Source organism: Mesorhizobium sp. WSM4819, assembly GCF_055811215.1.
Genome location: NZ_JBVVQO010000020.1, coordinates 85,675 through 111,516, shown reverse-complemented (window position 1 = coordinate 111,516; position 25,842 = coordinate 85,675). Strand labels below are relative to the sequence as shown.

Genomic DNA, 25,842 nt, shown 5'->3' with positions numbered 1-25,842 from the left:
ATGCAGAACCTTGATCGCCGAGGGACAGCGCCCCCCTCTGTCCTGCCGGACATCTCCCCCACAAGGAGGGAGATTGGCCTTCATCAATGATTTCGCCAACCACCAACCTTGCAAAAAGGACGCTGTCCGCGAAGCTGCTAATCTCCCCCCAAGTGGGGGAGATGTCCGGCAGGACAGAAGGGGGCGCGAAGGATCGCTACAGCGCGCTTCTAGAAGCCGAAGAACTGCCAGCCCACCAGGTAGCCAAGCGCGACGACCGCCAGGGGAAACAAGGCCGGCGCCAGCCGGCTCAGGGCGGAGTTGCTTGCCGGCTCCTTTGGAGCGCTTCTTTCGGCGTTTCCGAGGTTCTTGGTCATTCCGCTATAGTAGCAATCGCTGATTAACGATTCCCCAACATGCCGCGCCGGCGCGATGGAGCCGGGCGGCTTGCTGCAGGCGGGAACCAATCGCCGCCAACCGGCTTTGGCAAGGAGGCGATCGTTCGCGCGGAGGCGTTCGACATGAAACCTTTCGCATTGCTGCCAATCACGCTGCTCGGCGCACTGGCGTTGGCGGCGCCGGTTGCCGCCCAGGCGGATAACCAGACACAGGACCAGGCGCCTGCCGGCCACTGCCAGGCGCAGCCGCAGAACGGCCAGCAGCAGCCGCCGCCGCCCGTCAACAACGGTGACAGCAACAGCCTGACCGACACGCTTGACCCCTGCAACGGCGTGCTGCTGCCGCCGCCGACCGGCGATCAGGGCATGGCCGCACCGCCGCCGGACCAAGGCAGGACACCGGTGCTCAAGCCCGGCGAGGTCCCGGCGCAGCCGCCGAAACCATAGATTGGGGGCATTTGCCGGTCTCGCGCCTGACGTGCCGGCGCCGGCAGGGATTTTTTGCCGTAGGGAGCGGAACATTAGTTATCGCTGAATGTTCATTTCGAAGCAGTCGATATCACCCCCCTCCGGTATCGCTGCTGATCGGGCAAAACCGATCGGCCCGCGCGCTTGGGCGACCAAGATCGCGGGCCACTGCCAGCCAACGCGGCGATCAATTAGTCGCCGCTCACGGAACAAGACGGTTTCGTCAAACGTTGGCTTTTGGGCTGAGTCGTCCCGACTGTGGACAGCAGAGCCCGCAAACCAGACAGGAGAAGACGATGAAAATCCACCTTGTTCCTGCCGCCGCCGGGCTGGCTTTGCTGGCCGGTGTCGGCGTCGCCACCGCAGACCAGGTGATTATCACGCCCGAGCAGCAGACGGTCGTCCGCCAATATGTGGAGAGGCACCCGCTGGCGTCGATCAGCCTCCTGGGCGTGGAACTCAACGTCGGTTCCACCTTGCCCGACACGGTTGAACTTCACGAGGTTCCCGACGTCGAATACAGATATGTAGTCGTCGACGATCGCACCGTGCTGGTCGATCCCGGCACCCGCAGGATCGTGCAGGTCATCGACTGACCTTCACCCGCCGCTCTCCCGGGAAGACGCGGGAAGAGCGGCGGCTCGCCGGCAGGCAGCCGGCTGTGGATCGTCTTCGTGGCGGGACGGAAGGAGCCATTCCATGTTGCCGCATGTCGAATCACGCGATGTGGCCGCATCCGTCGACAAGCTGCTTGCCGAACGGGGCTCTGCCCTGTTGTCGATGAAGGCGTTGATTGCAGCCGTGCGTGAGCAAACCGGAACCGAGCGCTCGGACGCGGATCTGGCGGGGCTGATCACCAAGAAGGCGGCACTCCTCGGGGTCGCGGTCCTGTCCGATTTGGGTGGGCCAGACGCAGGCCGACCTGACCTGGGCCGACCCGACTCTGGCCGACCCGATCTGGGCCGAAGCCCCCAAGACGCCGGTCGAAAATTCAGCTAGAAGTTGTCGCTCACCGATTTGAGCCGAGGAGGCAACAGTGACTGATAACAGGCAGGAACGCATTCGCCGGCGGGCTCACGCGATCTGGGAGCAGGCCGGCCGGCCCGACGGCGCGCATCAGCAGCACTGGGACCAGGCCGCGGCCGAGATCGACGGTGGGGAAAGCCGGCCCAAAGCCAAGACTGCTCGGCCGAAGGCGCCGGTTCGGCCGAAGGCGCCGGCGGCCGGCAAGGTGACCAGTTCAAAGACTGCCCGGCCGCGCAAGGGCTAGCCGCCATCTGATGTAGTGCTCTACGGCGCCCCCCTCTGTCCTGCCGGACACAGGACAGAGGGGCGCGCCTCGCTCTGCCATCAAAAGTTTCGCACATAACGCTTCGGCCGCGGGACGAAGCACTGTCCCGCGGCCGAAGCGCTGGTCCCGAAATCGATTTCGGCTACTGGCCGCAGTGCCTGTCGTTGACGGTGGGTGAAACCGTGCCGGGAGCCTTGTGCGTGGCATCAGGCATCGCGCCCTGCGGGCTTGGCGGGCAGTTCCGGTCGGCATTGGAATTCGTGCCGTCGGGGCCCGCAATGATGCTGCCGGTAATCCCGGTATCGACCGTATCCGGCTCAGCCAGGGTCGGATCGACCGGGGCCGGGTCGATGACGACGCTCCTGCCGCTGCCGGGAGCCATGCCAGCCTCTGTGTCGGCTGGGTCGGCTGTGCTCTGGGCCATCGCAGAGGTGGCCAAGCCGGCGGCGAGCACGCACGCCGCGAGTAACTTCGTAAGCATGGTTTGCCTCCATTTGTCTCCATTTTTTCGGTCGTCGCCGCATCGCGACTACAGAAAAAACCGCTCGGGGGTGGTGAAGGTTCCCATAAAATTCCAGCCTGCGACCAACCGTCGTGATCAGGAGGGGCCGTCGTGATCAGCAGGGCCCGTCGTGATCGGGGAGGCCGTCGCGACCAGCAGGGCAATCTTGCCCGGGATGCCGGGAACCCAAAAGCGTGCCGGCCGCGAGCCGTTGACATGACTTGGCCTATCGCGCTATTGAACAGGACTATACAGGTTTACTGAACAGGTATTCCATGGCGCGTCGCACGACCCTCTCGTCTCCCGGAACCGGCAAGCCCGAACGGATCGCCACTGTCCTCGAGCACGAGATCCGCTCCGGCGTGCTCGGCTTCGGCGACCGCCTGCAGAGCGAGAACGAGCTTGGCCAGCGCTTCTCCGTCAGCCGCAACACCATCCGCAAGGGTCTCGAGGAACTGTCGAGCCGCGGGCTGATCACCACCAAGGTCGGCATCGGCTCGTTCGTCACCTTCGACGGCATGCCGGTCGACGATGCCGTCGGCTGGTCGCGGGCGCTGGCCAATGCCGGCGCCAATGCCGAGACGCGCACGCTCAGGCTCGAAGTCATGCAGGATGGCGAGCTCGCCGCCAGGCTCGGCGTCGAAAGCCCGTTCTTCATCGCCGTCGACCGGGTGCGCTCAAACGCCGATGACGGCCACGCCATCTCGATCGAGCGCAGCCGCCTGCCGCTGTCGCCCGAACTGGAGGACGTGCCGCTGCGCGGCCTGCGCGAGGGATCGCTGCACCAGACGTTGCGCGGCGCGGGGCTTGTCCCCGATCACGGCGAGGAGTGGGTCGATATCGAGATGCTGAGCGCTAAGGACGCGGCCATTCTCGACTGCGCGCCGGGCGCGCCGTTCCTGCGCACGCGGCGCCTGACGCGCACCGCCGACGGCCGCGCCATCGAATATGTCACCAGCCTGCTCAATCCGACGCATTTCGCGCTTCACCTGGAGTTCTGAGCATGGAGATGGCCGCGGCGATCGACCGGGCGATGGGTGCGCTTGTCGGCGGGGCGCTGGGCGATGCGCTCGGCATGCCGACGCAGCTTTTGTCGCCGGCCCGCATCGCCGAGCTCTACGGTCCTGTCGAGGGTTTCGTCGCGCCCGCCGCCGACCATCCGGTGTCGAAGGGCCTGGCTGCCGGCACCGTCACCGACGACACCGAACAGGCGCTGCTGCTCGGCCGCATCCTGGTTGCTTCAGGCGACGGCTTCGACCACACGCGCTGGGTCAAGGCGCTGCTCGACTGGGAGCGCGAGGTCAAGGCGCGCGGCAGCTACGATCTGCTCGGACCGTCGACCAAGCGCGCCATCGACGCCATCAATGACGGCGTGCCGGCCGAGGAGGCAGGGCGCAGCGGCGACACCAATGGCGCGGCGATGCGCATCGCGCCGGTCGGCATCATGATGCCGCTGGAGCCGCTCGACGCGCTGGTCGCCAAGGTTGCGGAAACCTGCCGGGCGACGCACAACACCTCGATCGCCATTGCCGCGGCGGCTGCCGTTGCCGCTGCCGTCAGCTGTGGCGTTGCCGGCGGCGATTGGCGCGCCGCCTCGGATCGCGCGGTCGTGGCGGCAAGGCAGGGCGCAGAACGCGGTCACTGGACGACCGGCGGCGATATCGCCGCGCGCATCGACTGGGCGAGGGGCCTGGTTCGCGGCAAGGCCGTCACCGACGGCATCCGGCTGATCGTCGACCTGATCGGCACCGGCGTCGCCAGCCAGGAATCGGTTCCGGCGGCCTTCGCGGTGCTGGAAATCGCCGGCGGCGATCCCTGGCAGGCGGCCGTCATCAGCGCCAATCTCGGCGGCGACACCGACACGATCGGCGCCATCGCGGCCGGCATGGCAGGCGCCTGCGCCGGCTTTCGCCGATTGCCAAGGGAATACATCGCCCGGCTCAAGGGCCTCGACATTGCGCAGGTGCGCGCGCTCGCCGCCGACCTGGTCGCGGCGCGGATGGCGAAAAGTGGTTCAGGCAAGGACGCGGCGGCATGAGCGGAGCTCAGCCTGACATGAGCGGAGCTCAGCCCGACATGAGCGGAGCTCAGCCTGACATGAGCGGAGCTCAGACTGACATGAGCGGAGCTCAGCCTGACATGAGCCGGCGTCTTGTCCATGTCGGCAGCGCGGTGGTCGACCACGTCTACCGCATCGACGCCCTGCCTGAGCCCGGCACCGAAAAGACCGCATCGAGTTATGCCCAGGTCGCCGGCGGCGGCTTCAACATGATGGTCGCGGCCAGCCGCACCGGCATGAAGGTCGTCTTCGGCGGCCAGCTCGGCAGTGGACCGAATGGCGACTTCCTGCGCACCGCTTTTGCCGCCGAGGGCATCGCAACGCTGACCCCGCCATCACCTGATATGGACAGCGGCAATTGCGTCGCCATGATCAGCGGTGACGCTGAGCGCACCTTCGTGTCATGGCCTGGCACCGAGAGTGTGCTCAGCCTTGGCATGATGGCGCCTGTCCGGGTTGCGCCTGATGATTGGGTGTTCGCCTCCGGCTACACGCTGAGCTATCCCGGCAGCCGCGACGCGCTGGCCGACTGGATCGAGGCGCTGCCGGCGGAGATCCCCCTGGTCTTCGATCCGACGCCGGTCGTCTCGGACATTCCGCGCGTCATTCTCGACCGGGTGCTGGCGCGCACGAACTGGCTGAGCTGCAACACAACGGAAGCGGGCGAGATCGCCGGCCCCGGCGCTGTCGAAGCCATCGCCGCCCGGCTTCTTTCCAATCACTGCCCGACCGCCGAGGCGGTCGTCATCCGCGCCGGAGCAAAAGGTTGTTTCGTGCGGCTGGCGGATGGCGGCGCCAAGGCCATACAAGGTTTCAACGTCGCCGCCGTCGATACCAACGGCGCCGGCGACACCCATATCGGCGCCTTCGTCAGCGCGCTGTCGCGCGGCGTGCCGCCGTTCGAAGCGGCGAACTACGCCAATGCGGCGGCAGCGCTCTCGGTCACCCGCCATGGCGGGTCGTCGGCGCCGACCGCCCACGAGATCCAGGCGTTCCTCAGCCATGACGATCGATCCGCGCATGGCGGCAAGCAAGAGGCCCATTTCCGACAGCAAAAATGACTTAAACAAGCTCGCCAACCGGGCAAACAATGAGAGGAACGAACATGCGCATGCCCAAACTGACTGCTTTTCTGACGGCAACCGCCGTCTTCGCTTCCGCACTGGTCGCCAGCGCCGACGAGGTGCATGTGCTCAACTGGAAGGGCTACGGCGCCGACGAGCCTTGGGCCATTGCCGCTTTCGAGAAGGCGACCGGCAACAAGGTCGTCAACGACTTTTTCAATTCCGAACAGGAAATGCTGACCAAGCTCAGGACCAATCCCGGGCTCTACGACGTTGTCATGATCAACGCCGCCTTCAACGACCAGGCGATGGCGGAAAAGCTGATCCAGCCGATCGACGTCTCGAAAATCCCCAACTATGCCGACATCAGCGCGGACAAGGCAGGCTCGCCGATGCTCGCCCGCGACGGCAAGGTCTATGGCGTGCCATGGGTGTGGGGCTTGACCGCGCTCGCCATCAACGAGAAAGCCTTCGAGACGCCGCCGACCAGCATCGCCGAGATGTGGAACGAGGCGCATAAGGGCCGCGTCACCATCCGCGACGACGCGGTCGAGGCGGTCCAGTTCGGCGCCATCGCCACCGGCCAGAACATCAACGACATCAAGGATATGGAAGCTGTCAAGGCGAAGCTGACCTCGCTGATGCCGCAGATCAAGACGTTCTGGAGCTCGGAAAACGACTGGAACCAGATGGTCGCCTCCAATCAGATCGACATCGGCACTTATTGGAGCGGCTCGGCCGACCGCGCCAAGACGCATTTCAAGCTGCCGGTCTCGCTGGTCATCCCCAGGGAAGGCGCCGTCGCCTGGCTCGACGCCTTTTCCATTCCGGTCGGCGCCAAGAATGTCGCCGGCGCCGAGGCCTTCATCAACACCATGATCGACCCGAAATTCTACGTCGAATGGGTCACCAAGGTCGGCGCGCCGGTGTCGGCCAACGCCAAGGCGGTCGCCGCCCTTCCCGAAGACGCCTTCAACCGCAAGGTGATGGGCGACCCCGACGTCGCCAAGCGCATCCAGTTCCAGGCGCCGATCAGCGACGCGCAGCGCGAGGCTTATCTGGCGCTATGGCAGGAACTGAAGGTCAATGTGAAATAGCGGAAAGCTTTTCGGGAGGAACATATGGCAGGACAGGTCGCGACCGGTGCGAGGAGCGGATTGCGATCGGCTTTGCCCCTGCTTGTGCCCGCCTATCTCTGGTTGACGGTGGCGATCTTCTTGCCGCTGTCGGCCATGGTGTTCTTCTCCTTCATGACCGAGCTGCCGCTGTCGAGAAAGGCGTGGTCGTTCACGCTGGACAATTACGCCAGCTTCTTTGCGCAAGGCCTCTACCGGACGCTGCTGCTGGCCTCGCTCAGGCTCGGGCTCGAGGTGACGCTGTGGTGCGTCGTCATCGGCTATCCCGCGGCCTATGTGCTGGCCAAGGTGTTTAGGGGACGCAGCCGCGAGGCGATCTTCCTGCTCGTCATCCTGCCGTTCTGGTCGAACGGGCTGGTGCGCATCTTCTCCTGGGCGATGGTGCTGCGCGAAGGCGGCATTCTCGACACCGCACTCAACGCCGTGCTGCCGTTCAAGATCAACATCGACCTGATGTATTCCTATCCGGCCGTCATCATCGGCCTGGTCCACTCCTACGTGCCCTACATGGTGCTGACCTGTTATCTGACGCTGCAGGCCATCGACGATTCGCTGATCGAGGCGGGCCGCTCGCTCGGCGCCTCGCGGCTGCAGATGCTGAAACGGGTGATCATTCCGCTGTCGATGCCGGGGCTGGTCGCCGGAGCGGCGCTGATCTTCGTTCCCGTCGTCGGCTCCTTCATGGAACCGCGTATCCTCGGTGGCCGCACCGGCACTTTCTACGGCACGATCATCGAGGACCAGTTCGTCGCCGTGTTCAACTGGCCGCTGGGTGCGGCGCTGTCCTTCATCCTGCTGGCCGTCGTGCTGGTCATCCTGGCATTGGCGTCGCCGGTGTTGAAGAGGGCCGCGTGATGGCGACGACGCGTATCCTGGAATGGTGTGGGCGCCTCTACATCTGGCTGCTGCTCGCCTTCCTCTACCTCCCGATCATCATCATGGCGCTGATGTCGTTCAACGTCTCGCCCTTCTACCAGTTGCCGTTCGAAGGGACGACCGAGTGGTACGCGTCGTTGTGGCAGAACGACCAGCTGATCTCGGCCACCTGGAACAGCATGGAGATCGCCATCATCACCACCATCATCGCCACGGTGCTCGGCTCGGCGGCATCGCTGGCGCTCTATCGCCATGAATTTCGCGGCAAGAAAGTCCTGCAAGCGCTGCTGTTTCCACCGATCGCCATTCCGTGGCTGATCACCGGCACGGCGATGCTGATCTTCTTCTTCGGCGTCGGCATCGGGCGGGGGCTGTTCGCGATCCTGCTCGGCCATGTGGCGCTGGCGCTGCCCTATGTCATCGTCGTCGTCTCGGCCCGGCTGCAGACCTTTGCACCGGAGCTGGAAGAGGCGGCGCGATCGCTCGGCGCCAACCAGTGGCAGGTGACTTCGCGGGTGACGCTGCCCTGGATCATGCCGGGCGTCATCGCCGGCGGGCTGTTCGCCTTCGCCGTGTCGTTCGACCAGTTCGTGGTCTCGTACTTCCTGTCGACGCCGGGCCAGACGACCTTGCCGGTCGAGATCTACGCCGCGATCCGCAAGGGTTTCACGCCGGAGATCAATGCCGTCTCGACGATCATCATCGTCGTCTCGATGGCGCTGATGCTGCTCACGGCAAAATTCTTCAAATTCGGCGGAGAGAAATAATGGCCGGCGTGCAGGTAGCGAATTTGTCGCGCAGTTTTGGCGCGCACAAGGCGCTGGACGATGTCTCGATCGATTTCGCCGACGGCGATTTCTACGCGCTGCTCGGGCCGTCGGGCAGCGGCAAGACCACGCTCCTGCGCCAGATCGCCGGCTTCGATTTCCCCGACTCCGGCCGCATCGCCATCGGCGGCGAGAGCGTCGAGCGGGTGCCGGTCGAGAAGCGGCGCATCGGCATGGTGTTCCAGAACTATGCGCTGTTTCCCAATATGAGCGTCGCCGACAATGTCGCCTTCGGCCTGTCGGTGCGCGGGCAAGCCAAGCCAACGATAGTCAGCGAGGTGCAGCGCGCGCTCGACCTGGTGCAGCTCGGCAAGCTCGGCGACCGCCGCCCGCACCAGCTGTCGGGCGGCCAGCGCCAGCGCGTCGCGCTGGCCCGCGCCATCGTCACCGAACCGCGCGTGCTTTTGCTCGACGAGCCGCTCGGGGCGCTCGACAAGGCGCTGCGCGTCGACATGCAGATCGAGCTGAAACGCATCCAGCGCGAGATCGGCATCACCACCATCTTCGTCACCCACGACCAGGAAGAAGCGCTGACGATGAGCGACCGCATCGGCATCCTGCGTGACGGCAGGCTGGTGCAGGAGGGGCCGCCCGAGGAGATCTACGACAGGCCGAAGAGCGAGTTCGCCGCCACCTTCCTCGGCGACGCCAACATTTTTCGCGGCGAGACCACCGGCGCCGGCATCCGGCTACCGGACGGCACGGCGATCGCCGCCGCGGCAGGCGCGACGCTTGCCGCAGGCGCCAGGGCCAGCTGCGCGGTGCGGCCCGAACGCATCCGCATTGCTACCGATTCGGGGACGTCCGATCCGAACGCCAATATGCTCCGCGGCCAGGTATCCAAGCGCATCTTCGCCGGCAACAACAGCACCTATTTCGTCGATCGCGATGGGCAAACGCTCAAGGTCATCGTGCAGAACACCGGCGTTGAAAGGTTGGCGGAGGGGCAAGAAGTGGTGCTGCGCTGGTCGCCGGAGAGCACGGTGCTGATCGCGGCAAACTGATCTTGCCAGGCGGACCGCAATCAGTGAGAGCATGGTCGGGCATAGTGCGGGAAAGCGGAACACCCGATGACGCTTGAACTCAGTGCGGGCGACCAGTCGATGCTCGACGGCGAGCACGGCCGGGCCGTGGCCGCAGCGATGAAGATACTGGTCGCCTTTTCCAACGCCGTCGGCGCGCGCAAATTGTTGGACATTGCCGGGGCGCATATCGACGGCTGCCTCTATCACGGCCAGGCCAGCCTCGATTTCGTCGAAAGGCTGGTCGAGGGCGGCGGCCGCGTTCGGGTGCCGACGACACTCAATGTCGGTTCCTTCGACCTCATCCATCCCGGGCTGGTGAAGATGCCGCCGGCGCAAGAAGTGCCGGCGCGGCGGCTGATGAAGGCGCATCTAAAACTCGGCTGCCAGGCGACCTTCACCTGCGCGCCCTATCAGACGCGGTTCCGGCCGGGCTTTGGCGAGCAGATCGCCTGGGGCGAGTCCAACGCCATCGTCTTTGCCAATTCGGTGATCGGCGCGCGCACCAATCGCTATGGCGATTTCATCGATCTGTGCTGCGCGATGACCGGGCGCGCGCCGGCCTGGGGACTGCATCTCAGCGAAAACCGGCGCGGCCAGATCCTGTTCGAGCTGAGCGGTTCTTTCGAACCTGCCGATGCCCTGTTCGTCGGCGTCGGGCTTATTGTCGGTCAAAGGAGCGGCGACCGTATTCCTGCGATATCGGGCCTGCCGCAGCCGCGCGACGAGGATCAGTTGAAGGCGCTTGGCGCGGCGGCGGCAACGACGGGTGCAGTGGCGCTGTTTCATGCGGTCGGCATCACGCCGGAAGCAAGGACGCTCGACGAGGCATTTCGCGGCGTGGCGCCGGAAGCGACGATCCGGATCTGTCGTGCCGACATCGACCAGGCGCTGGCGAAACTGTCGAGCGTCCCCGACGGCGCGCCGCTTGCAGCGGTGTCGCTCGGCACGCCGCATTTTTCCCATGACGAGTGGATGCGCCTGCTGGCGATGCTGCGCGAGGTGGTACCGGGCAGGGGCATCCCGATCTACGTCAACACCGGGCGCGCCACTTTCAAGAGATTGCAGGACGAGGGCGAGCTGAATGATGCGCAAAAGTTCAACCTCATTCCGGTTACGGATACCTGCACCTATGTCACCTCTGTGCTCGAGCGTCTCGACGGCGTGGTGATGACCAATTCCGGCAAATGGGCGCATTACGCGCCGGGCAATATCGGCGTGTCGGTGGCCTTCGGCGACCTGGAAGACTGCGTTCGCTCGGCCGCTGCCGGGCGCGTCGTGCGAGGCGCGCGATGAGCCAACAGGACAGTCGAGCCCTGAACAGAGTTGGCACGTTCCAGCTTGCCGGCGAGGCGCAGGGATCGGCGCTGGTGCTGTCGCATGCGCTCAGCTTCTGGGGCGGCGTCGATGCCGAAACGGGCGACATCATCGACCGTTCGCACCCGGGCGGCAACGTCGCCGGCAAGATCCTGGTGATGGCATCCGGGCGCGGGTCGTCGTCCTCGTCGTCGGTCCTGGCGGAGGCGATCCGCAGGGGCACTGCGCCGGCCGGCATCATCCTGCAGCGGCCCGATCCGATACTGGCCGTCGGCGCCATCGTCGCCGAGTTCCTCTACGAAATCAGCATGCCGCTGGTCGTCTGCGACATATCGGGCATTATCTCCGGCGACCGGATCGCGATCGGCATGGCTGAGGGCGCGCAAGCGATGGTGAGCAAGCTCTAGCCAGCCATCAGTCCGCACGGCATCCAGCTCAAGATTACCCTGATCGCCGGCGGCGCCGCAGGCCGCACTTGATGGCGCGGCCTCTGATATCCCTGAGCTTCCGTTCAGATCTCCGGGATGCTTTCCCTGAAGATCACCTGCAGCCTCGGCTGGTGCAATTCGTAGGGCAAGCCCCTGATCGCGTGGGTCAAGGTGTTGAGCGCTTCGCGGGCCTCGACGCGCGGGTTCTGGTCGATCACTGCATCGAGCGTGCCGTCGAGCAAAAGCTCCTTGGTGCCTTCCGTCACTTCATGGCCGAGAAACACGGTCGACAGCGCCCGCCCTCGCTCCTTGAGCGCGCGGGCGATGCCGGTGTTGCCGGCGCCGACATTGTAGATCGCGGCCAGGTCCGGATGCCGGTCCAGCAGGGCGGAGGCCTCCGCATAGGCCTTTTCCCGGTCGTCGAGCATCTCGCGCATCTCGACGATCTGCAGATTGGGCGATTCTTCCGTCAATATGTGGCGGAACCCCATCTCGCGTTCCTCATGGCCGCGATAGGAGAGCGAGCCGGCGAACAGCGCGACCTTGCCCGGACGACCGGCGCCCATGAAGCGGTTGAGCAGATAGCCGGCGAGCCGGCCGGCGGCGCGGTTGTCGATGCCGATATAGGCGACCCTCGGCACGTGCAGGATGTCGGACGCTATGGTGACGACCTTGACGCCGCTGGCCGACAGCGAGCGGATCGCCTCGCGGACCGTCGGGTGATCGAGCGCGATGACGCCGACGCCCTGCGTCTGGCCGCGCAATTCCTGCAGCAGGCGGGCAAGCCGGTCGGGATTGAAGCCTTCGATCGTGGCGACGCGAACATCGAGGTCTGGCCGGGATTGCGCCTGCGCCTCGATGTGCCGGTGCAGCATCTTGATGAAGGAATTGGTGCCGGCGGGCAGGGCGAAGTCGAGCCGTATCACATCGCCGGGCGGTGCGTGGCGCGGGGTCGGGCTGTTCGAATTCTCAGCGATGTAGCCAAGCCGCTGCGCCGTCTCCAGCACGACCTCGCGGGTGCGCGCCCTGACCCCAGCGCGGTTGTTTAGCACACGATCGACCGTCGCGGCTGAAACGCCGGCTTCCCGGGCTATGTCTGTCAGGGTGGACCGCACAGTCGATCACCTCACTGCTTGCGCGCTACCGCGCATCAAAATCGCGCGCTCAATGGTTCGAATGCCGGACGACCGCTTCATGCCATCCGCGATTCTGATGGGAAATGATGTATCCGGCCTTAGCCGCTGCGCAAGCCGGCGCTACACCAAATCGTCGAGCCGCGCTGCCCCTCAAATTCACGCCCCTCAAAATCCAGCAGCGAGTGCGATGGGGCGATGATGATCGACTGCATTTTTCCTCCATTTGCGATGTTGTGATTTGTTTTGATTATTTATGATGTTGACAGCCTTCCCCAGTGCCGTCAATATCCATCATGAGGGCCGTGGAGGAACAAGGCCCCCGAGGGAGGAGTTCCAATGTCTGATATGATCCGCATGTCGCGGCGCCGTCTGCTGGCGTCCGGTGGAAAGGCGGCCGTGTTTGTTGCCGCCGCAGGTATCGCGCCGAAATTCATCCGCCCCAGCCGCGCCTATGCGGCCGATGCGCTGGCGCCGGGCATGACCGGCGGCCCGACCGGCTTCGACGGCTCGGAGCGCTATCAGTATGGTCCCGACACGCCGGAAGGCCGCGCCATCGAGGCGGCCAAAGCGATGAAGGGGGCCGGCAAGGCGCCGGCCAAGATCGTGCTTGGCCTGTCCGACGGCTCGATCGGCCAGCTGACGCAGCCATTTCCCGCCGGCGCGCCCTCGATCAAGGATCTGTGGGAGAAAGAAACCGGCATTCCGCTCGAGATCGTCGGCGTGCCGAACGGCCAGGAATTCACCAAGACGATGCAGGACATCTCCACCAAGGGTGGGGCCTATGACATCTACGCGGTGGAATGGAACCGTCTCGGCGATCTCGCCGAAACCGGCGGCATCCTGAAGCTCGACGACTTCGTCGCCCAGTACAAGCCGGAATGGGACGACCCCGAGCGCGGCTATGTCGACGGCGCCAAGGGCGTCTCGCTGCTCAACCAGTATCGCGGCTCAACCTATGGCGTGTCGCTGGACGGCGATTTCCAGACCTGGGTCTATCGCACCGATCTGTTCGGCGACGCGGCCGAGAAGAAAGCCTTCTCCGACAAGCATGGCTATGAACTGGCGCCGCCGAAGACCTGGAAGCAGCATGACGAGATCGCCGCCTTCTTCCATCGCCCGGACAAGGGTCTGTTCGGTTCGACCGATCTGCGCAACCAGGGCTGGGGCTACACCAATTGGTATCAGCGTTATGTTTCAATGGCTTCGCCCAATCAGTTCCTGTTCGACGATACCGGCAGGCCGCTGATCAATTCGCAGCAAGGCATTGCCGCTGTTAACGAGTACATCGCCTCGCTGGCCCATCATTCGCCGGATGCGATCTCTTGGGGCTGGCCGGAGCAGTACGGCAATTTTGCCAAGGGCGGCGCCGCGATGACCTGCGCCTTCTCCAACCTGCCGAAATTTTTGGACAATGCCGGCAACAAGGATTCAGCCGTCACCGGCAAGATCGGCTCGATGCTGCCGCCCGGCCGCGAGATCGACGGCAAGCTGATCAGCCGCTCGGTGCTGTGGCTCAATCTGTCGGCCTCGGTCTCGTCGCAGGCCAAGAATCCGGAGGCCTGCTACCTGTTCCTGCAGTGGCTGGGTTCGAGCCGTATCTATGCCTGGATGACCGCCAATCCGGGCGGCTATTTCGATCCGTTCCGGTTGTCGGATTTCTCCGACCCGCTGGTCCGCCAGACCTATCACGCCTACCACATGGATGTGGTGCGCGAGACGGTCGCCCGCACCGTGCCGACCATCAACTATCCCGGCGCCACCGCCTTCCACAACGCGCTGGACGAGAACCTCGTCGCCGCACTGACCAAGGCCAAGACCGCCGAGCAGGCGATGGCCGACACCGAGGCGGAATGGAAGAAGATCGCCCGCCGCACCGGCGAGGAGAAGCTTCTCGAAGCCATCAAGACCAACAAGGAGGCCTGGCCCACGGTTCTCGACCCGGTCAGCTGATCCTCCTCCCAGGATCCGAATGGAGGCGAGGAGTTTGCGCTTCGCCCCCGCAAACGACGGTACCAGCAAAGCTGCAAGATGAAGCGTTCCGTTCCCTTCGAAATATTCCGCTATGCAGCGATCCTTGCCGCCATCGCGGTGACGCTGGTGCCGATCCTGTGGATGGTGTCGATGGCCTTCAAGCCGATCGCCGAATGGTCGGCGACCGGCGCCGAGCTGACCTGGTGGCCGAAGGATCCGACACTCAGCAATTTCCGCTTCGTCTTCGGTGAATCGACCAACAACCTGATCGTCGCGCTCGACCGCACCGCCCTGAAGCCGATCCTGTCGTCGCTGCTGTCGGCCTCCTTCGGAACGGCGATCGCCATGTCGGCGGGCACCGCGGCGGCCTACGGGCTGTCGCGCTTCGGCTCGGGCCAGAACCTGCCACTGGCGCTGATCCAGCTCCGCCTGTTTCCGCCGATGGCGGTGATGACCCCGGTGATGATCATGTGGGCCTTCCTCAACTTCACCGACAGCTGGTGGGGGCTGTCGCTGATCTACGGCATCGTCACGCTGCCCTTTGCGTTCTGGCTGATGAAGACCTTCTTCGACGACATGCCGCGCGAGATCGAGGAAGCGGCGCTGGTCGAGGGCTGCTCGCGGCTGCGCGTCTTCACCCGCATCACGCTGCCGATGATGCGCGCGCCGCTGGCCAGTGCAGCGCTGTTCGTCTTCATCCTCAACTGGTCGGACTATCTGATCGCGCTGCTCCTGACGACGCGCGAATGGGTGACGGTACCGGTCTACATGGCCTCGCTGTCGTCCTCGATGACCGGGCAGCTCTATGGCGCCAAGGCAGCTCTCGGCCTGATCGCGGCGGTGCCGCCTGTGATCATGGGCATCGCCATCCAGCGTCATCTGGTGCGCGGGCTGACCTTCGGGGCGCTCAAGCAATGAGCGCCGCGACTGCCGCAATTTCGGAGCAGGCCCCCATCCCGGAAGACAACAGTCACCCGGCCAAGGCAAAGTCGGCATTGCGTGACGAAGGGGCAAAGCTCGGTTTCCGGCTGACCTTGCCGGCGCAGATCCTGGTGCTGTTCATCGCGGTCTTCCCGCTCTTGATGCAGCTCTATATCAGCCTGACCGACTGGTCGCCGCTGTCGGGACTCGGCTGGTGGAGCGCCTGGTCGCTGTGGAACAATTTTGCCAACTACACCGACCTTGCCGCCGACGCTCGGTTCTGGAGCGCGTTGAACCGCACCGTCATCGTGATGATCGTCTGCGTGCCGGCGGAATTCCTGCTCGGCCTGGCGCTCGCCACGCTGTTTGCCGACGAGTTTCCAGGCAAGCGGATCTTTTATTCGATCCTGCTGATGCCGATGATGGTGGTGCCGGCGGTGGCCGGCTACATGTTCTTCATGCTGTTCCAGTCGGGCGGACCGGTCAACGACATCCTGTCGGCGCTATCAGGCTTTCCCGTCACCATCGCCTGGCTGTCGGACCCGACGCTGGCGCTCATCGCCGTCATGGTCGCCGATATCTGGCAGTGGACGCCGCTGATGTTCCTCATCCTGCTTGCCGGCCTGGTCGGCGTGCCCGAAGACCAGATCAAGGCGGCGACGCTGCTCGGCGCCAATCCCTGGCAACGCTTCGTCACCATCGTGCTGCCGAAGATGAAGACGATCATCATCATCGCGCTGGCGATCCGGGTGATCGAGAACTTCAAGATATTCGACACGCTCTACATCATGACCGGCGGCGGCCCCGGCGTCGCCACCGAAACCATCTCGGTCTATATCTACAAGCTCACCACCCAGGACCTGATCTGGGGCTATGTCGCGGCGATCGCGCTGGCCATCCTGATCGTGCTGTCCATCGCCGCGGTGTTTGCCATGAAGCGCATGGCCCGGGCACGCGAGGTGACGGCATGAGCGCCATCCACCTGCAGAACCTGGTCAAGAAGTTCGGCGACTTTACCGCCTTGAAGACGATGGATCTTGCCATCGCCGACGGCGAGTTCATGGCGCTGCTTGGGCCGTCGGGCTGCGGCAAGTCGACGACGATGAACATGATCGCCGGCATGGAAGTGCCGACCAGCGGCAAGATCGTGTTCGGCGAGCGCGACATGGCGGGCGTGCCGATGGGGCGGCGCGGCGTCGGCTTCGTCTTCCAGAACTATGCGATCTTCACCCATATGAGCGTGCGGCAGAACCTCGCCTACGGCCCAAAAATGCGCGGCGCGCCGAGGGCAGAGATCGACCGCCGCGTGGGCGCGATCGCCGAGATGCTGCAACTGACTCCGCTGCTCGACCGCAAGGCCGACAGGCTGTCGGTCAACATATTGCAGCGCGTGGCGATCGGCCGTTCGGCGATCATGGAGCCGGCGATTTTCCTGCTGGACGAGCCGCTGTCCAATGTCGATGCCGCCTTCCGGGCGGTGATGCGGACCGAGCTGAAGCAGCTGCAGCGGCAGTTCCGACAGACCATGGTCTATGTCACCCACGACCAGCTTGAAGCGATGACCATGGCCGACCGCATCACGGTGATGGACCACGGCGTGCTGCAGCAAGTCGGCACGCCGTTAGAGGTCTACAACAATCCGGCCAACGTTTTCGTCGCCGGCTTCATCGGCGCACCGGGCATGAACCTGCTGAGGGGCAGGCCGGCGGAAAGCGACCGGGGCCTGGTCATCGACCTCGGCCCGCTCGGTGTCACGCCGCCGCTGCCGGACAATCTCGCCGCGGCGGTGAGGGCCGCGCGCGGAGATGTGCTCTACGGCTTTCGGCCGGAGCAGGTGATTCTCTCAGACCGCGGCCTGTTGATGCCGGTAACGTTCGTCGAGCGCATCGGCGCGCGCACCATCGTCCATCTCGGCCAGGGCGAGAGCGCGGTGAAGGCGGTGTTCGACAATGATGTCGGGCTGGCGATCGGGCAGACAGCGGTTGTCGCGCCGGCCCAGGCGTCCGTGCGTGTGTTCGACGCCGCCACCGGCCTTGCCATGAAGGCGGGCTGAGACCATGGCCGATATCGTCTTCCGCAATGTGACGAAACGCTATGGCGACACGCTCGCCGTCGATGACGCCTCGTTCACTGTCAATGACAATGAGTTCTTCTGCTTCTTCGGCCCGCCGCTATCCGGCAAATCGACGATACTTCGCCTGGTGCTCGGACTGGAAACCCCCGATAGTGGCGAGATCCTGATCGGCGGCCGGCCGGTCAATACGGTGTCGCCAGCCGAGCGCAATGTCGCCATGGTGTTCCAGAACCTTGCGCTGTTTCCGCATATGAGCGCGCGCGACAATGTCCGCTTTCCCCTGGTCGAACGCCGGGTCGCCGAGGCCGATATCGTAAAACGTGTCGATGACGTCGCGGCCAAGCTGCATATCGGCCACATCCTGCACAAGCCGCCGGCGCAGCTTTCGGGCGGCGAGCGGCAGCGCGTGGCGATTGCCCGGGCGCTGGTGCGCGACCCCAATGCCTATCTGATGGACGATCCGATCTCGGCGCTCGACGCCAGGCTGCGCGAGCAGACTCGCGTCGAGCTGAAGCGCATCCAGCGCGAGCTTGGCAAGACGCTGATTTATGTCACGCACGACCAGGAAGAGGCGATGTCTGTCGCCGACCGCATCGCCATTCTGGAAAACGGCAGGATCAGGCAAACCGGCGCGCCGGCGGAGATCTATGATCGGCCGGCCAGCACCTATGTCGCGCGGCTGCTCGGTTCGCCGATGATGAACATCTTGAAGTCGGTGCGTAGCGCGGAAGGCGTCGAGGCGGCCGAAGGCGCGATCCGTATTGCGGACAAGGCCGCGCCGGCCGATGCCGTCGAGATCGGGCTCAGGCCGGAAGATATCAAGGTCCGGCCCTGGCTGGATGGGGAAATATCGGATGATGGAATGTCGGTTGGGCGCGCGGGCCGCCCGGCGCGAGTGTTCGAGGTCGAGCCGCTCGGCGGCTACACCGTGGTGACACTCGCTGCCGGGCAGGCGCGTCTGCGGGCACTGCTGCGCGGCCAGCCCGATATCAGGCCGGACGCGATGGTGGCGATATCCTGCGAGCCGGGCAGGGTGCATTATTTCGGGCAAAGCGGGGGAGCGCTGGCACGATGACAGCGGTTCTAAGAAACGAGCTTCGGGAGGATCAGATGGCAAGCGGAGTAATGGCGGGCAACGGCTTCGAGCCGGACGTTAAAGTCCGCACCAGGGAATACAGGATCGGCTGCGTCGGCGCCGGCATGATCATAGCCGAATGTCACCTTGCCGCCTACAAGGAAGCTGGTTTTCCCGTGGTGGCGATCGCCTCGCGGACCAAGGCCAGCGCCGAGAAAGTCGCCAGGCGCTGGGATATCCCGACCGTCCACGACACGCCGGAAAAATTGATCGAGAACAAAAACGTCGAGATCATCGACCTTGCGTTTCCGCCGGACCAACAGCCGGCGCTGATCCGCCATGCGCTGAAGCAGCAGCATATCAAGGCGGTCCTGGCGCAGAAGCCGCTGGCGCTGTCGCTCAAGGATGCGATCGAGTTGCGCGACGAGGCAGCCAGGGCCGGCAAGATCCTCTCGGTCAACCAGAACATGCGCTACGACCAGTCGATGCGCGTGCTGAAGCAGATCATCGACAGCGGCGCGCTCGGCGACATCGTCTTCGCGCAGATCGACATGCATGCGATCCCGCACTGGCAGACATTCCTCGAAGACTATGACCGGCTGACGCTCGCCAATATGAGCGTCCACCATCTAGACGTGCTGCGCTTCCTATTCGGCGATCCCGACGAGATCACAACGCTGACCCGCAAGGATCCGCGCACGCGCTTCGACCATTCCGACGGCATCACAGTTTCGACGCTGCGGTTTCCGTCCGGCGTGCTCGCCGTGTCGCTGGAGGATGTCTGGTCCGGCCCGCGCCAGGACGGCTACAAGGACGACCAGCACATCAACTGGCGCGTCGACGGCACCAAGGGCGTCGCCAAGGGCACGATAGGCTGGCCGACGGGTTCGGCCTCGACGCTGACCTATGCCTCGACCGAGACCACCGGCGGTGAATGGGTCACCCCTAGCTGGAGCACGATGTGGTTCCCGCACGCCTTCATCGGCGTGATGGAGCAACTCCAGCATGCGGTCAAGACGGGTGAGCGGCCGGCACTTTCCGTCGCCGACAACGTTAAGACCATGGCGCTGATCGAAGCCGGCTATCGCTCGATCGATGAGGGCCGCACGGTCAAGCTGTCCGAAATCTCGATAAACCCAATCAACTGAATCGCTTACAGGGAGGATTTCATATCATGATGCAGGCAGGTATCTTCACGGGCTATTTCCCGTACGGCCTCAAGGAAACCGCGCAGAAGATCCGCGCGCTCGATTTCAACACGGTGCAGCTCGACCTGCATTTCAGGGATATCGACCTGTCGGTCGGGCAGATCACCAAGGAAAAGGCCAGGACAGTTCGCGACACGTTTCGCGACCATAACCTGCCGGTGTGCTGCGTGTCGGGCTACACCAACATCATTCATCCGGACATGCGCGAGCGCGAGAGGCGCGTCGGCTATCTCAAGGAGATCATCCGCAATGCGCGCGAATTCGGCACCCCTTACGTGATCTCGGAGACCGGCACCTACAACACCGAATCCGACTGGGTGCACCATCCCAAGAACAAGACCGAGGAAGGTTTTGAGGAATGCCGCAAGGTCATCGCCGATCTTGCCCAGACCGCCTACGACCACGGCGCGGTCTTCCTGCTCGAAACCTATGTCAACAATGTCGTCGGCTCGGTCGAGGAGACGGTGAAGATGTTCGCGCAGGTCGACCATCCCGGCCTCGGCCTGTTGATGGATCCGACCAACTATTTCGAGACCCATAACATCGACAGGATGGACCAGATCCTGAACCAGGTATTCGACACCTTGACCGACAAGATCAAAATAGCCCACGCCAAGGACGTCAAGCGCTCGGGCGGCGACAAGTCGGAGAAGCACGCCGATATCGGCGACGAGGACGCGCTTGAAAGCCACACTTTTCGCGGTGTTGGCGAGATCGAGCTGCCGGCGCCCGGCCTCGGTTCGCTGAACTACGACCGCTATCTCAAGCGGCTGTCCGAAAAGCACCCGAACATCCCGGTCATCATCGAGCACCTTTCGGAGGACGACGTGCCGCGCGCCAAGAAATTCCTCGACGAGAAATTCCGCGCCAACGGACTGTGACGGCCACAAAAAAGGGAGGAAGAGAATGTTGAGATTCGTATCGAAAATCGCGGCTGCGGCGACCGTGTTCGCCGGTGTTGCACTGGCTGCACCGGCGCTGGCGCAGGATGCTCAGAAGACGTTCTATCTGCTGTCGCATGGCGGCCCGTCGGACGCCTTCTGGATCGACTGGAATGCCGGCGCGACCAAGGCCTGCGACCAGCTCAAGGTGACCTGCAAGATCTCGTTCAGCGGTGGCGACATGGCGGCGCAGAAGGAGGCCTTCAACTCCGCACTTGCCGCCAAGCCGGACGGCATTGCCACCACCTCGGCGCAGCCCGGCCTGTGGACCGAGGAGGTCAAGGCAGCCAAGGCGGCTGGCATCCCGATCGTGTTCTTCAACACCGACGATCCGGCAACCGGCCGGCAGGCCTATGTCGGCGCCGACCTCAGGCAAGCCGGCGTCATCTGGGCGAAATATCTGGTCGACCACAAGATGGTGAAGCAGGGCGACAAGGTGTTCCTGCCGGTCGAGGTGCCGGGCGCCAGCTATCAGCAGCTCGAGACCGAAGGCATCGCCAGCGTCTTCGATCCGCTCGGCATCAAGTACGACGTGGTCGATTGCGGCACCGATCCGGCCGGCATCATCGCCAAGATGACCGACTACATGGTCGCCAACAATCCGCCGGCAATCATCGCGCTCGGCGATTCCGTGGCGGCCAGCGTCAAGCGGGTGTTCGACGGCGCCGGCGTGCCGGCTGGTAAGATCCCGGTCGTCGGCTGGGGCAATTCCAGGGAAACCGCCGAAGCCGTCAAGACCGGCTTCGTCAACGCGGCTGCCTGGCAGTTCCCGTCGGCGCAGGGCTTCATGCCGGTGGCGCTGCTCGGGCTTGCCGCCGCGGGCGAACCGATCGGCTACGATATCCACACTTTCAGCCTCTACGACGCATCGAGCGTCGAACCGATCCTGAAACTCTACGACAAGTGATTGAAACTGACGCCCGCTGCGCAGGCGGCGGGCGTCAAGCTGAGATATGGTCCAAGCAGTCATGACTATCGCCGCAGAACAGGAAATGCCGCGCTCCAAACGCAGGTCGAGCCTGATCCGCTCGCCGCAATTCTCTTCGCTCGTCATCCTGATTGTCCTGCTGGCGGTGTTCGCGATCGCCGATGCGAACTTCCTGTCGCCGCTCAACATCTCCAACATGATGGCGTTCCTGCCCGAACTCGGCATCATCGCGCTCGGCATGACGCTGCTTCTGACGGCGGGCGAGTTCGACCTTTCGGTCGGCGCCGTGTTCGGCCTTGCGCCGGTCGTCGTCATGCTTTTGGTGCAGAACGGCGGCTTCGATATCGGCATCGCGCTGCTTGCCGGGCTATTGCTGTGCGTGGCGATCGGCGCCATCAACGGGCTGATCGTCACCAAGATCGGTATCTCCTCCTTCCTGGTGACGCTGTCGATGCTGCTCGTCGTGCGAGGGGCGGCGCTCTACATCACGCAAGGCTTTCCGCTGAAATCCTGGGACCAGCCTGGCTTTTTCGTGACACTGCTGGCCGGCAGCTTCAATATCGGAACGTTCCGTTTCTATACCTCGCTGTGGTGGTTCATCGGCCTGTCGCTGCTGGCGATCTACGTGCTGCACTACGCCAAGCTCGGCAACTGGATCAGCGCCATCGGTTCGAACCGCAACGCTGCGGTTGCGCGCGGCGTGCCGGCCGATGCGGTCAAGGTCTGGCTGTTCATCCTGACCTCAGTGCTGGCGGGCCTGGCCGGCATGATCAGTGCGTTCCGCATCTCGGCCGCCTCGCCGGTAGCCGGCACCGGATACGAGCTCGAAGTGATCGCCATGGTGGTGGTCGGAGGCACGGCGCTGACCGGCGGGCGCGGCACCATCCTGGGCACCATCGTCGGCGCGCTGATGCTGCGCAGCATCCGCAACGGCATCGTGCTGATCGGCGTGCCCGGCCTCGCCTACAATATCTTCGTCGGCGTCATCATCCTAGCCATGCTCATCCTGCACGCTTTGCTGCAGAAGAACGCCGCCAGGAGCTGACCATGGGAGTGCTTCGGCTGCACAATCTGCAAAAATCCTTCGGCAGCGTCCGCGCGCTGAAGAGCGCCTCCTTCACGCTCAACGAGGGCGAGGTGGTGGCCTTGCTCGGCGACAACGGCGCCGGCAAATCGACGCTGATCAAGGCGATCTCCGGCGTCTTCCCCGTCGACCGCGGCGAGATCTATGTGCGCGGCCTAAAAGTCTCGATCCGCTCGACGCGCGACGCCATGGATCTCGGCATTGAGACCATTCACCAGGACACGTCGCTGGCGCCGGACCTGAGCATCGCGCGCAACCTCTTTCTCGGTCGCGAGCCGGTCAATCTGAAATGGCTGGGCGTGTTCGCGCCGCTCGACCTCGCCAAATTGCGCGATGCCGCGTCGGCGCTGTTGAAGCGCGTCGGCATCTCGAAAAAACTCGACGCCGATGCGCTGGTCAGCACATTGTCGGGCGGTGAGCGCCAGTCGATCGCCATTTCGCGGGCCATGCAGTTCGCCGCCAAGGTCATCATCCTCGACGAGCCGACCAACAATCTCGGCGTCGAGGAAACGCACGGCGTGCTGCGCTTCGTCAAGGAGGTGCGCGCCGCCGGCCATTCGGTTCTGCTGATCACCCACAACATCCATCACGTCTTCCAGGTCGCCGACCGCATCATCGTCATGCGCCGCGGCGAGATCGTCGCCGAGCTGACAGTCGCTGATACCGACCTGCTGACGGTGGAGAGCATCATCACCGGCGCCGACATGTCGGCCCTGCTCAAGGAGACGAGGGCGAAGTGAAGGAACTGGCCGTCAGATGGTAGAGCTTTACGGCAAGACGCTTTCGCGCAGGCAGGTCTCGGAGCGGTCCGGCATGCTGTCGCAATTCGCCGGCGTGCGGCTGATGACGCTCGGCGACGGGGTGGAGCGCGGCATCCGCATGCTCGAATTCCGCACCGGCTCCGGCCTGCGCTTCACCGCGCTGGTCGACCGGGCGCTCGACATCGCCGATTGCGATTTTAGGGGCCAGGCGATCGGCTGGCATTCGCCGAGCGGCTTTCGCCATCCCGGCCTGCACGAATATGAAGGCGAGGAGGGGCTGGCCTGGGCGCGGTCGTTTTCCGGCCTGCTGCTGACCTGCGGCCTCGACCATATATTGTTCATGAACGAGGTCCCCGCCGACAGCTACAATTATCCGCCGAAGAAGACGGTGCGCCATTCGCTGCATGGCCGCGTCAGCACCATCCCGGCGCGATTGACCGGCTATGGCGAGACATGGGACGGCGACCGCTGCGTGCTGTGGGCCGAAGGTATCGTCCAGCAGTCGACGGTGTTCGGCGAGGATCTGCATCTGCTGCGGCGGATCGAGGCCGATGTCGGCGGCAACGAGATCCGGCTTTCGGACCGCGTCGTCAATCACGGTTTTAGCCGCACGCCGCATATGTACTTTTATCACATCAATGTCAGCCATCCGGTGCTCGACGAGGGCTCCCGCTACCTGGCGCCGATCCGCGACGTCGTCTGGGCGGGCCATGCCGGCGAGCGCTATGAAGCGCAGAAGGTCGGCTACCGCACGGCGCCGGCACCGCAACTGGGCTTCACGGAACAGGTCTGGCAGCACGAACTCGGCGCCGACGCCAACGGCGACGTGCCGGTGGCGGTGGTCAACGACCGTCTCGGCCTCGGTCTCGAAGTCGTCACGCGCAAGCACCAGTTGCCTTGCGCCTATGAGTGGCAGAATTTCCAGGCTGGGCATTATGCGCTCGGCATCGAGCCGTCGACGCATCATGTGCTGGGCAATCTGGCAGCGCGCGAGCGCGGCGAGATGATCTGGCTGGAGCACGGCGAAAGCCGTTCGTACGAAGCGGTGTTCCGGGTTCTCGACGGCGCCGGCGAGATCGCCGCCGCCGAGAGCCGGATCGCAGCGATTGCCAGGCAGCCGCGGGAGGATTATCCGCGGCCATCGGGTCGTTTTCCTGTTCTCGGAGGCAGGTCGTGACAATGGCGAAGGCGATGCGAAACATCAGTTGGAAGGCTGGCCTTGGCCGGAGTGGAGAGGGCTCGCGGCCGTTCGGAAGTTGGAGGTCACAATGGCTGGCAAGGTGAAGCGCGATTACAGCCTGGTCGGCGAAAGCACGCGGATTGCGATCGAGACCGGGCTAGCCTCGGCGGAGTGGTACCATACCGATGTGCCGCGCAAGACGATGAAGGAGCTGATGCAACGCTCCGACAGTCCGGCAATCCGCGACACGGCCATCTGGCTGGGCGCCATCCTGGTCTCCGCCGCCGGCGGCGTTTACTTCTGGGGCACCTGGTGGTGCGTGCCGTTGTTCTTCGTCTATGGCGTGCTCTATGCCTCGGCCAGTGATTCGCGCTGGCACGAATGCGGCCACGGCACGGCTTTCCGCACGCGCTGGATGAATGATGTCGTCTACCAGATTGCCAGCTTCATGCTGATGCGCAATCCGGTGACCTGGCGCTGGAGCCATGCCCGCCACCACACCGACACCATCATCGTCGGACGCGATGCCGAGATCGCCGTGATGCGCCCGCCGGACCTGCTGCGCACCGCACTCGCCTTCACCGGTATCCTCGACTTTCGCTATTCGCTTCCGGCACTGGCACGCCAGGCGTTCGGCAAGCTGACGCCGGACGAGAAAAGCTACGTGCCCGAGATGGAACAGCACAAGGCCGTCATCGCCGCGCGCTGGCATGTCGCCATCTACATCGCCACGATCGCGCTCGCGGTTTTCATGCAGTCATGGATACCGCTGGTGCTGATCGGCGGGCCGCGCCTCTACGGCACCTGGCACATGGTGCTGACCGGCCTGCTGCAGCACATCGGCTTGGCCGACAATGTCATCGATCACCGGCTCAATTCCAGGACCGTCTATATGAACCCGATCAGCCGGTTCATCTACTGGAACATGAACTACCACGTCGAGCATCACATGTTCCCGATGGTGCCCTATCACGCGCTGCCCAGGCTGCACGATTTGATCAAGCACGATCTGCCGGAGCCGAACCCATCGATGTGGCATGCCTATCGCGAGGTTTGGCCGGTCCTGCTCAGGCAGCTCAAATATGAGGACTATTTCCTCAAGCGCGAACTGCCGCCGACGGCACGGCCCTATCGTGGCGAGTTCCACGAAGGGAACATGTCGGCAGCAGCTGAATAGCACTGTGCAGCACAGCAAG

General features: G+C 64.2%; 28 protein-coding genes. 25 read left to right on the top strand and 3 right to left on the bottom strand.

What is annotated here, in order from left to right:
* Positions 1-209: 209 nt before the first annotated feature.
* The gene (locus AC0L18_RS19255; RefSeq protein ID WP_023798606.1) at positions 210-356 is read right to left on the bottom strand and encodes a hypothetical protein; all 147 of its coding nucleotides are present in this window, start codon (positions 354-356) and stop codon (positions 210-212) included.
* 144 nt (positions 357-500) lie between these two features.
* Here AC0L18_RS19255 and AC0L18_RS19250 point away from each other — a divergent pair, with 144 nt between their 5' ends.
* The 4 genes from AC0L18_RS19250 to AC0L18_RS19235 all read left to right on the top strand — a co-directional run bounded on the left by AC0L18_RS19250 (position 501) and on the right by AC0L18_RS19235 (position 2,115).
* Positions 501-824 (top strand): hypothetical protein, encoded by a 324-nt coding sequence (locus AC0L18_RS19250; protein WP_473493755.1) that lies wholly within the window; start codon positions 501-503, stop codon positions 822-824.
* Positions 825-1,141: 317 nt separating this feature from the next.
* Positions 1,142-1,441 carry a DUF1236 domain-containing protein gene (locus AC0L18_RS19245; protein WP_091599078.1) on the top strand — a complete coding sequence of 100 codons (300 nt, stop codon included), beginning with the start codon at positions 1,142-1,144 and terminating at the stop codon, positions 1,439-1,441.
* 103 nt (positions 1,442-1,544) lie between these two features.
* Positions 1,545-1,844, top strand: a complete 300-nt coding sequence (locus tag AC0L18_RS19240) for a hypothetical protein (protein ID WP_473493754.1) — start codon at positions 1,545-1,547, stop codon at positions 1,842-1,844.
* Positions 1,845-1,881: 37 nt separating this feature from the next.
* Positions 1,882-2,115: a DUF2934 domain-containing protein gene (locus AC0L18_RS19235; protein WP_473493753.1), complete on the top strand. Its 234-nt coding sequence runs from the start codon at positions 1,882-1,884 to the stop codon at positions 2,113-2,115.
* 163 nt (positions 2,116-2,278) lie between these two features.
* On the opposite strand, the gene AC0L18_RS19230 is transcribed toward AC0L18_RS19235, so the two are convergent.
* Positions 2,279-2,617 (bottom strand): hypothetical protein, encoded by a 339-nt coding sequence (locus AC0L18_RS19230; protein WP_473493752.1) that lies wholly within the window; start codon positions 2,615-2,617, stop codon positions 2,279-2,281.
* Between the two features lie 296 nt (positions 2,618-2,913).
* Here AC0L18_RS19230 and AC0L18_RS19225 point away from each other — a divergent pair, with 296 nt between their 5' ends.
* From AC0L18_RS19225 to AC0L18_RS19185, 9 genes are all read left to right on the top strand, one after another.
* The gene (locus AC0L18_RS19225) at positions 2,914-3,639 is read left to right on the top strand and encodes a GntR family transcriptional regulator (protein WP_473493751.1); all 726 of its coding nucleotides are present in this window, start codon (positions 2,914-2,916) and stop codon (positions 3,637-3,639) included.
* Positions 3,640-3,641: 2 nt separating this feature from the next.
* Positions 3,642-4,676 (top strand): ADP-ribosylglycohydrolase family protein, encoded by a 1,035-nt coding sequence (locus tag AC0L18_RS19220; RefSeq protein ID WP_473493750.1) that lies wholly within the window; start codon positions 3,642-3,644, stop codon positions 4,674-4,676.
* A gap of 101 nt (positions 4,677-4,777) precedes the next feature.
* Positions 4,778-5,758, top strand: coding sequence for a PfkB family carbohydrate kinase (locus AC0L18_RS19215; RefSeq protein ID WP_473493749.1), 981 nt, complete (start codon positions 4,778-4,780; stop codon positions 5,756-5,758).
* Positions 5,759-5,802: 44 nt separating this feature from the next.
* Entirely contained in the window at positions 5,803-6,858 is a 1,056-nt protein-coding gene (locus AC0L18_RS19210; protein WP_473493748.1) for an ABC transporter substrate-binding protein, read from the top strand.
* Between the two features lie 24 nt (positions 6,859-6,882).
* On the top strand, positions 6,883-7,752 hold the full coding sequence (locus tag AC0L18_RS19205) for an ABC transporter permease (RefSeq protein ID WP_473493747.1): 870 nt from the start codon (positions 6,883-6,885) through the stop codon (positions 7,750-7,752).
* Positions 7,752-8,540 (top strand): ABC transporter permease, encoded by a 789-nt coding sequence (locus tag AC0L18_RS19200; protein WP_473493746.1) that lies wholly within the window; start codon positions 7,752-7,754, stop codon positions 8,538-8,540. Before AC0L18_RS19205 ends, AC0L18_RS19200 begins: the two co-directional genes overlap by 1 nt.
* Positions 8,540-9,604 (top strand): ABC transporter ATP-binding protein, encoded by a 1,065-nt coding sequence (locus tag AC0L18_RS19195; RefSeq protein WP_473493745.1) that lies wholly within the window; start codon positions 8,540-8,542, stop codon positions 9,602-9,604. Before AC0L18_RS19200 ends, AC0L18_RS19195 begins: the two co-directional genes overlap by 1 nt.
* A gap of 66 nt (positions 9,605-9,670) precedes the next feature.
* Positions 9,671-10,918, top strand: coding sequence for an aconitase X (locus tag AC0L18_RS19190; RefSeq protein WP_473493744.1), 1,248 nt, complete (start codon positions 9,671-9,673; stop codon positions 10,916-10,918).
* Positions 10,915-11,346 (top strand): aconitase X swivel domain-containing protein, encoded by a 432-nt coding sequence (locus tag AC0L18_RS19185; protein WP_473493743.1) that lies wholly within the window; start codon positions 10,915-10,917, stop codon positions 11,344-11,346. The genes AC0L18_RS19190 and AC0L18_RS19185 overlap by 4 nt, the downstream gene beginning before the upstream one ends.
* A 104-nt stretch (positions 11,347-11,450) precedes the next feature.
* On the opposite strand, the gene AC0L18_RS19180 is transcribed toward AC0L18_RS19185, so the two are convergent.
* Entirely contained in the window at positions 11,451-12,482 is a 1,032-nt protein-coding gene (locus AC0L18_RS19180) for a LacI family DNA-binding transcriptional regulator (protein WP_287307680.1), read from the bottom strand.
* Between the two features lie 357 nt (positions 12,483-12,839).
* Between AC0L18_RS19180 and AC0L18_RS19175 the strand changes: the two genes are divergently transcribed.
* From AC0L18_RS19175 to AC0L18_RS19120, 12 genes are all read left to right on the top strand, one after another.
* A complete protein-coding gene (locus tag AC0L18_RS19175; protein ID WP_473493742.1) occupies positions 12,840-14,453 on the top strand; it encodes an extracellular solute-binding protein in 1,614 nt (537 codons plus the stop codon).
* A gap of 78 nt (positions 14,454-14,531) precedes the next feature.
* Positions 14,532-15,392 carry a carbohydrate ABC transporter permease gene (locus tag AC0L18_RS19170; RefSeq protein WP_292527148.1) on the top strand — a complete coding sequence of 287 codons (861 nt, stop codon included), beginning with the start codon at positions 14,532-14,534 and terminating at the stop codon, positions 15,390-15,392.
* Complete coding sequence (locus tag AC0L18_RS19165; RefSeq protein WP_473493741.1) at positions 15,389-16,366, top strand: carbohydrate ABC transporter permease; 978 nt, start codon at positions 15,389-15,391, stop codon at positions 16,364-16,366. The genes AC0L18_RS19170 and AC0L18_RS19165 overlap by 4 nt, the downstream gene beginning before the upstream one ends.
* On the top strand, positions 16,363-17,448 hold the full coding sequence (locus AC0L18_RS19160; protein WP_473493740.1) for an ABC transporter ATP-binding protein: 1,086 nt from the start codon (positions 16,363-16,365) through the stop codon (positions 17,446-17,448). The genes AC0L18_RS19165 and AC0L18_RS19160 overlap by 4 nt, the downstream gene beginning before the upstream one ends.
* A gap of 4 nt (positions 17,449-17,452) precedes the next feature.
* Positions 17,453-18,544, top strand: a complete 1,092-nt coding sequence (locus AC0L18_RS19155; protein ID WP_473493739.1) for an ABC transporter ATP-binding protein — start codon at positions 17,453-17,455, stop codon at positions 18,542-18,544.
* 50 nt (positions 18,545-18,594) lie between these two features.
* Positions 18,595-19,692: a Gfo/Idh/MocA family protein gene (locus AC0L18_RS19150; protein ID WP_473493768.1), complete on the top strand. Its 1,098-nt coding sequence runs from the start codon at positions 18,595-18,597 to the stop codon at positions 19,690-19,692.
* Positions 19,693-19,718: 26 nt separating this feature from the next.
* Positions 19,719-20,633 carry a sugar phosphate isomerase/epimerase family protein gene (locus tag AC0L18_RS19145; protein ID WP_473493738.1) on the top strand — a complete coding sequence of 305 codons (915 nt, stop codon included), beginning with the start codon at positions 19,719-19,721 and terminating at the stop codon, positions 20,631-20,633.
* 25 nt (positions 20,634-20,658) lie between these two features.
* Positions 20,659-21,600 (top strand): sugar ABC transporter substrate-binding protein, encoded by a 942-nt coding sequence (locus tag AC0L18_RS19140; RefSeq protein WP_473493737.1) that lies wholly within the window; start codon positions 20,659-20,661, stop codon positions 21,598-21,600.
* A gap of 61 nt (positions 21,601-21,661) precedes the next feature.
* Positions 21,662-22,666, top strand: coding sequence for an ABC transporter permease (locus tag AC0L18_RS19135; protein WP_473493736.1), 1,005 nt, complete (start codon positions 21,662-21,664; stop codon positions 22,664-22,666).
* Positions 22,663-23,445, top strand: a complete 783-nt coding sequence (locus AC0L18_RS19130; protein ID WP_473493767.1) for an ATP-binding cassette domain-containing protein — start codon at positions 22,663-22,665, stop codon at positions 23,443-23,445. The genes AC0L18_RS19135 and AC0L18_RS19130 overlap by 4 nt, the downstream gene beginning before the upstream one ends.
* A 16-nt stretch (positions 23,446-23,461) precedes the next feature.
* Positions 23,462-24,643, top strand: a complete 1,182-nt coding sequence (locus AC0L18_RS19125) for an aldose 1-epimerase family protein (protein ID WP_473493735.1) — start codon at positions 23,462-23,464, stop codon at positions 24,641-24,643.
* Between the two features lie 91 nt (positions 24,644-24,734).
* Positions 24,735-25,823, top strand: coding sequence for a fatty acid desaturase family protein (locus tag AC0L18_RS19120; RefSeq protein ID WP_473493734.1), 1,089 nt, complete (start codon positions 24,735-24,737; stop codon positions 25,821-25,823).
* Positions 25,824-25,842: the final 19 nt, after the last annotated feature.

Bases quoted from the DNA above. Each gene is read 5' to 3' on its own strand.
- AC0L18_RS19255 (WP_023798606.1), bottom strand. From the start codon at position 356: ATGACCAAGAACCTCGGAAACGCCGAAAGAAGCGCTCCAAAGGAGCCG.
- AC0L18_RS19250 (WP_473493755.1), top strand. From the start codon at position 501: ATGAAACCTTTCGCATTGCTGCCAATCACGCTGCTCGGCGCACTGGCG.
- AC0L18_RS19245 (WP_091599078.1), top strand. From the start codon at position 1,142: ATGAAAATCCACCTTGTTCCTGCCGCCGCCGGGCTGGCTTTGCTGGCC.
- AC0L18_RS19240 (WP_473493754.1), top strand. From the start codon at position 1,545: ATGTTGCCGCATGTCGAATCACGCGATGTGGCCGCATCCGTCGACAAG.
- AC0L18_RS19230 (WP_473493752.1), bottom strand. From the start codon at position 2,617: ATGCTTACGAAGTTACTCGCGGCGTGCGTGCTCGCCGCCGGCTTGGCC.
- AC0L18_RS19225 (WP_473493751.1), top strand. From the start codon at position 2,914: ATGGCGCGTCGCACGACCCTCTCGTCTCCCGGAACCGGCAAGCCCGAA.
- AC0L18_RS19220 (WP_473493750.1), top strand. From the start codon at position 3,642: ATGGAGATGGCCGCGGCGATCGACCGGGCGATGGGTGCGCTTGTCGGC.
- AC0L18_RS19215 (WP_473493749.1), top strand. From the start codon at position 4,778: ATGAGCCGGCGTCTTGTCCATGTCGGCAGCGCGGTGGTCGACCACGTC.
- AC0L18_RS19210 (WP_473493748.1), top strand. From the start codon at position 5,803: ATGCGCATGCCCAAACTGACTGCTTTTCTGACGGCAACCGCCGTCTTC.
- AC0L18_RS19205 (WP_473493747.1), top strand. From the start codon at position 6,883: ATGGCAGGACAGGTCGCGACCGGTGCGAGGAGCGGATTGCGATCGGCT.
- AC0L18_RS19200 (WP_473493746.1), top strand. From the start codon at position 7,752: ATGGCGACGACGCGTATCCTGGAATGGTGTGGGCGCCTCTACATCTGG.
- AC0L18_RS19195 (WP_473493745.1), top strand. From the start codon at position 8,540: ATGGCCGGCGTGCAGGTAGCGAATTTGTCGCGCAGTTTTGGCGCGCAC.
- AC0L18_RS19190 (WP_473493744.1), top strand. From the start codon at position 9,671: ATGACGCTTGAACTCAGTGCGGGCGACCAGTCGATGCTCGACGGCGAG.
- AC0L18_RS19185 (WP_473493743.1), top strand. From the start codon at position 10,915: ATGAGCCAACAGGACAGTCGAGCCCTGAACAGAGTTGGCACGTTCCAG.
- AC0L18_RS19175 (WP_473493742.1), top strand. From the start codon at position 12,840: ATGTCTGATATGATCCGCATGTCGCGGCGCCGTCTGCTGGCGTCCGGT.
- AC0L18_RS19170 (WP_292527148.1), top strand. From the start codon at position 14,532: ATGAAGCGTTCCGTTCCCTTCGAAATATTCCGCTATGCAGCGATCCTT.
- AC0L18_RS19165 (WP_473493741.1), top strand. From the start codon at position 15,389: ATGAGCGCCGCGACTGCCGCAATTTCGGAGCAGGCCCCCATCCCGGAA.
- AC0L18_RS19160 (WP_473493740.1), top strand. From the start codon at position 16,363: ATGAGCGCCATCCACCTGCAGAACCTGGTCAAGAAGTTCGGCGACTTT.
- AC0L18_RS19155 (WP_473493739.1), top strand. From the start codon at position 17,453: ATGGCCGATATCGTCTTCCGCAATGTGACGAAACGCTATGGCGACACG.
- AC0L18_RS19150 (WP_473493768.1), top strand. From the start codon at position 18,595: ATGGCGGGCAACGGCTTCGAGCCGGACGTTAAAGTCCGCACCAGGGAA.
- AC0L18_RS19145 (WP_473493738.1), top strand. From the start codon at position 19,719: ATGATGCAGGCAGGTATCTTCACGGGCTATTTCCCGTACGGCCTCAAG.
- AC0L18_RS19140 (WP_473493737.1), top strand. From the start codon at position 20,659: ATGTTGAGATTCGTATCGAAAATCGCGGCTGCGGCGACCGTGTTCGCC.
- AC0L18_RS19135 (WP_473493736.1), top strand. From the start codon at position 21,662: ATGACTATCGCCGCAGAACAGGAAATGCCGCGCTCCAAACGCAGGTCG.
- AC0L18_RS19125 (WP_473493735.1), top strand. From the start codon at position 23,462: ATGGTAGAGCTTTACGGCAAGACGCTTTCGCGCAGGCAGGTCTCGGAG.
- AC0L18_RS19120 (WP_473493734.1), top strand. From the start codon at position 24,735: ATGGCTGGCAAGGTGAAGCGCGATTACAGCCTGGTCGGCGAAAGCACG.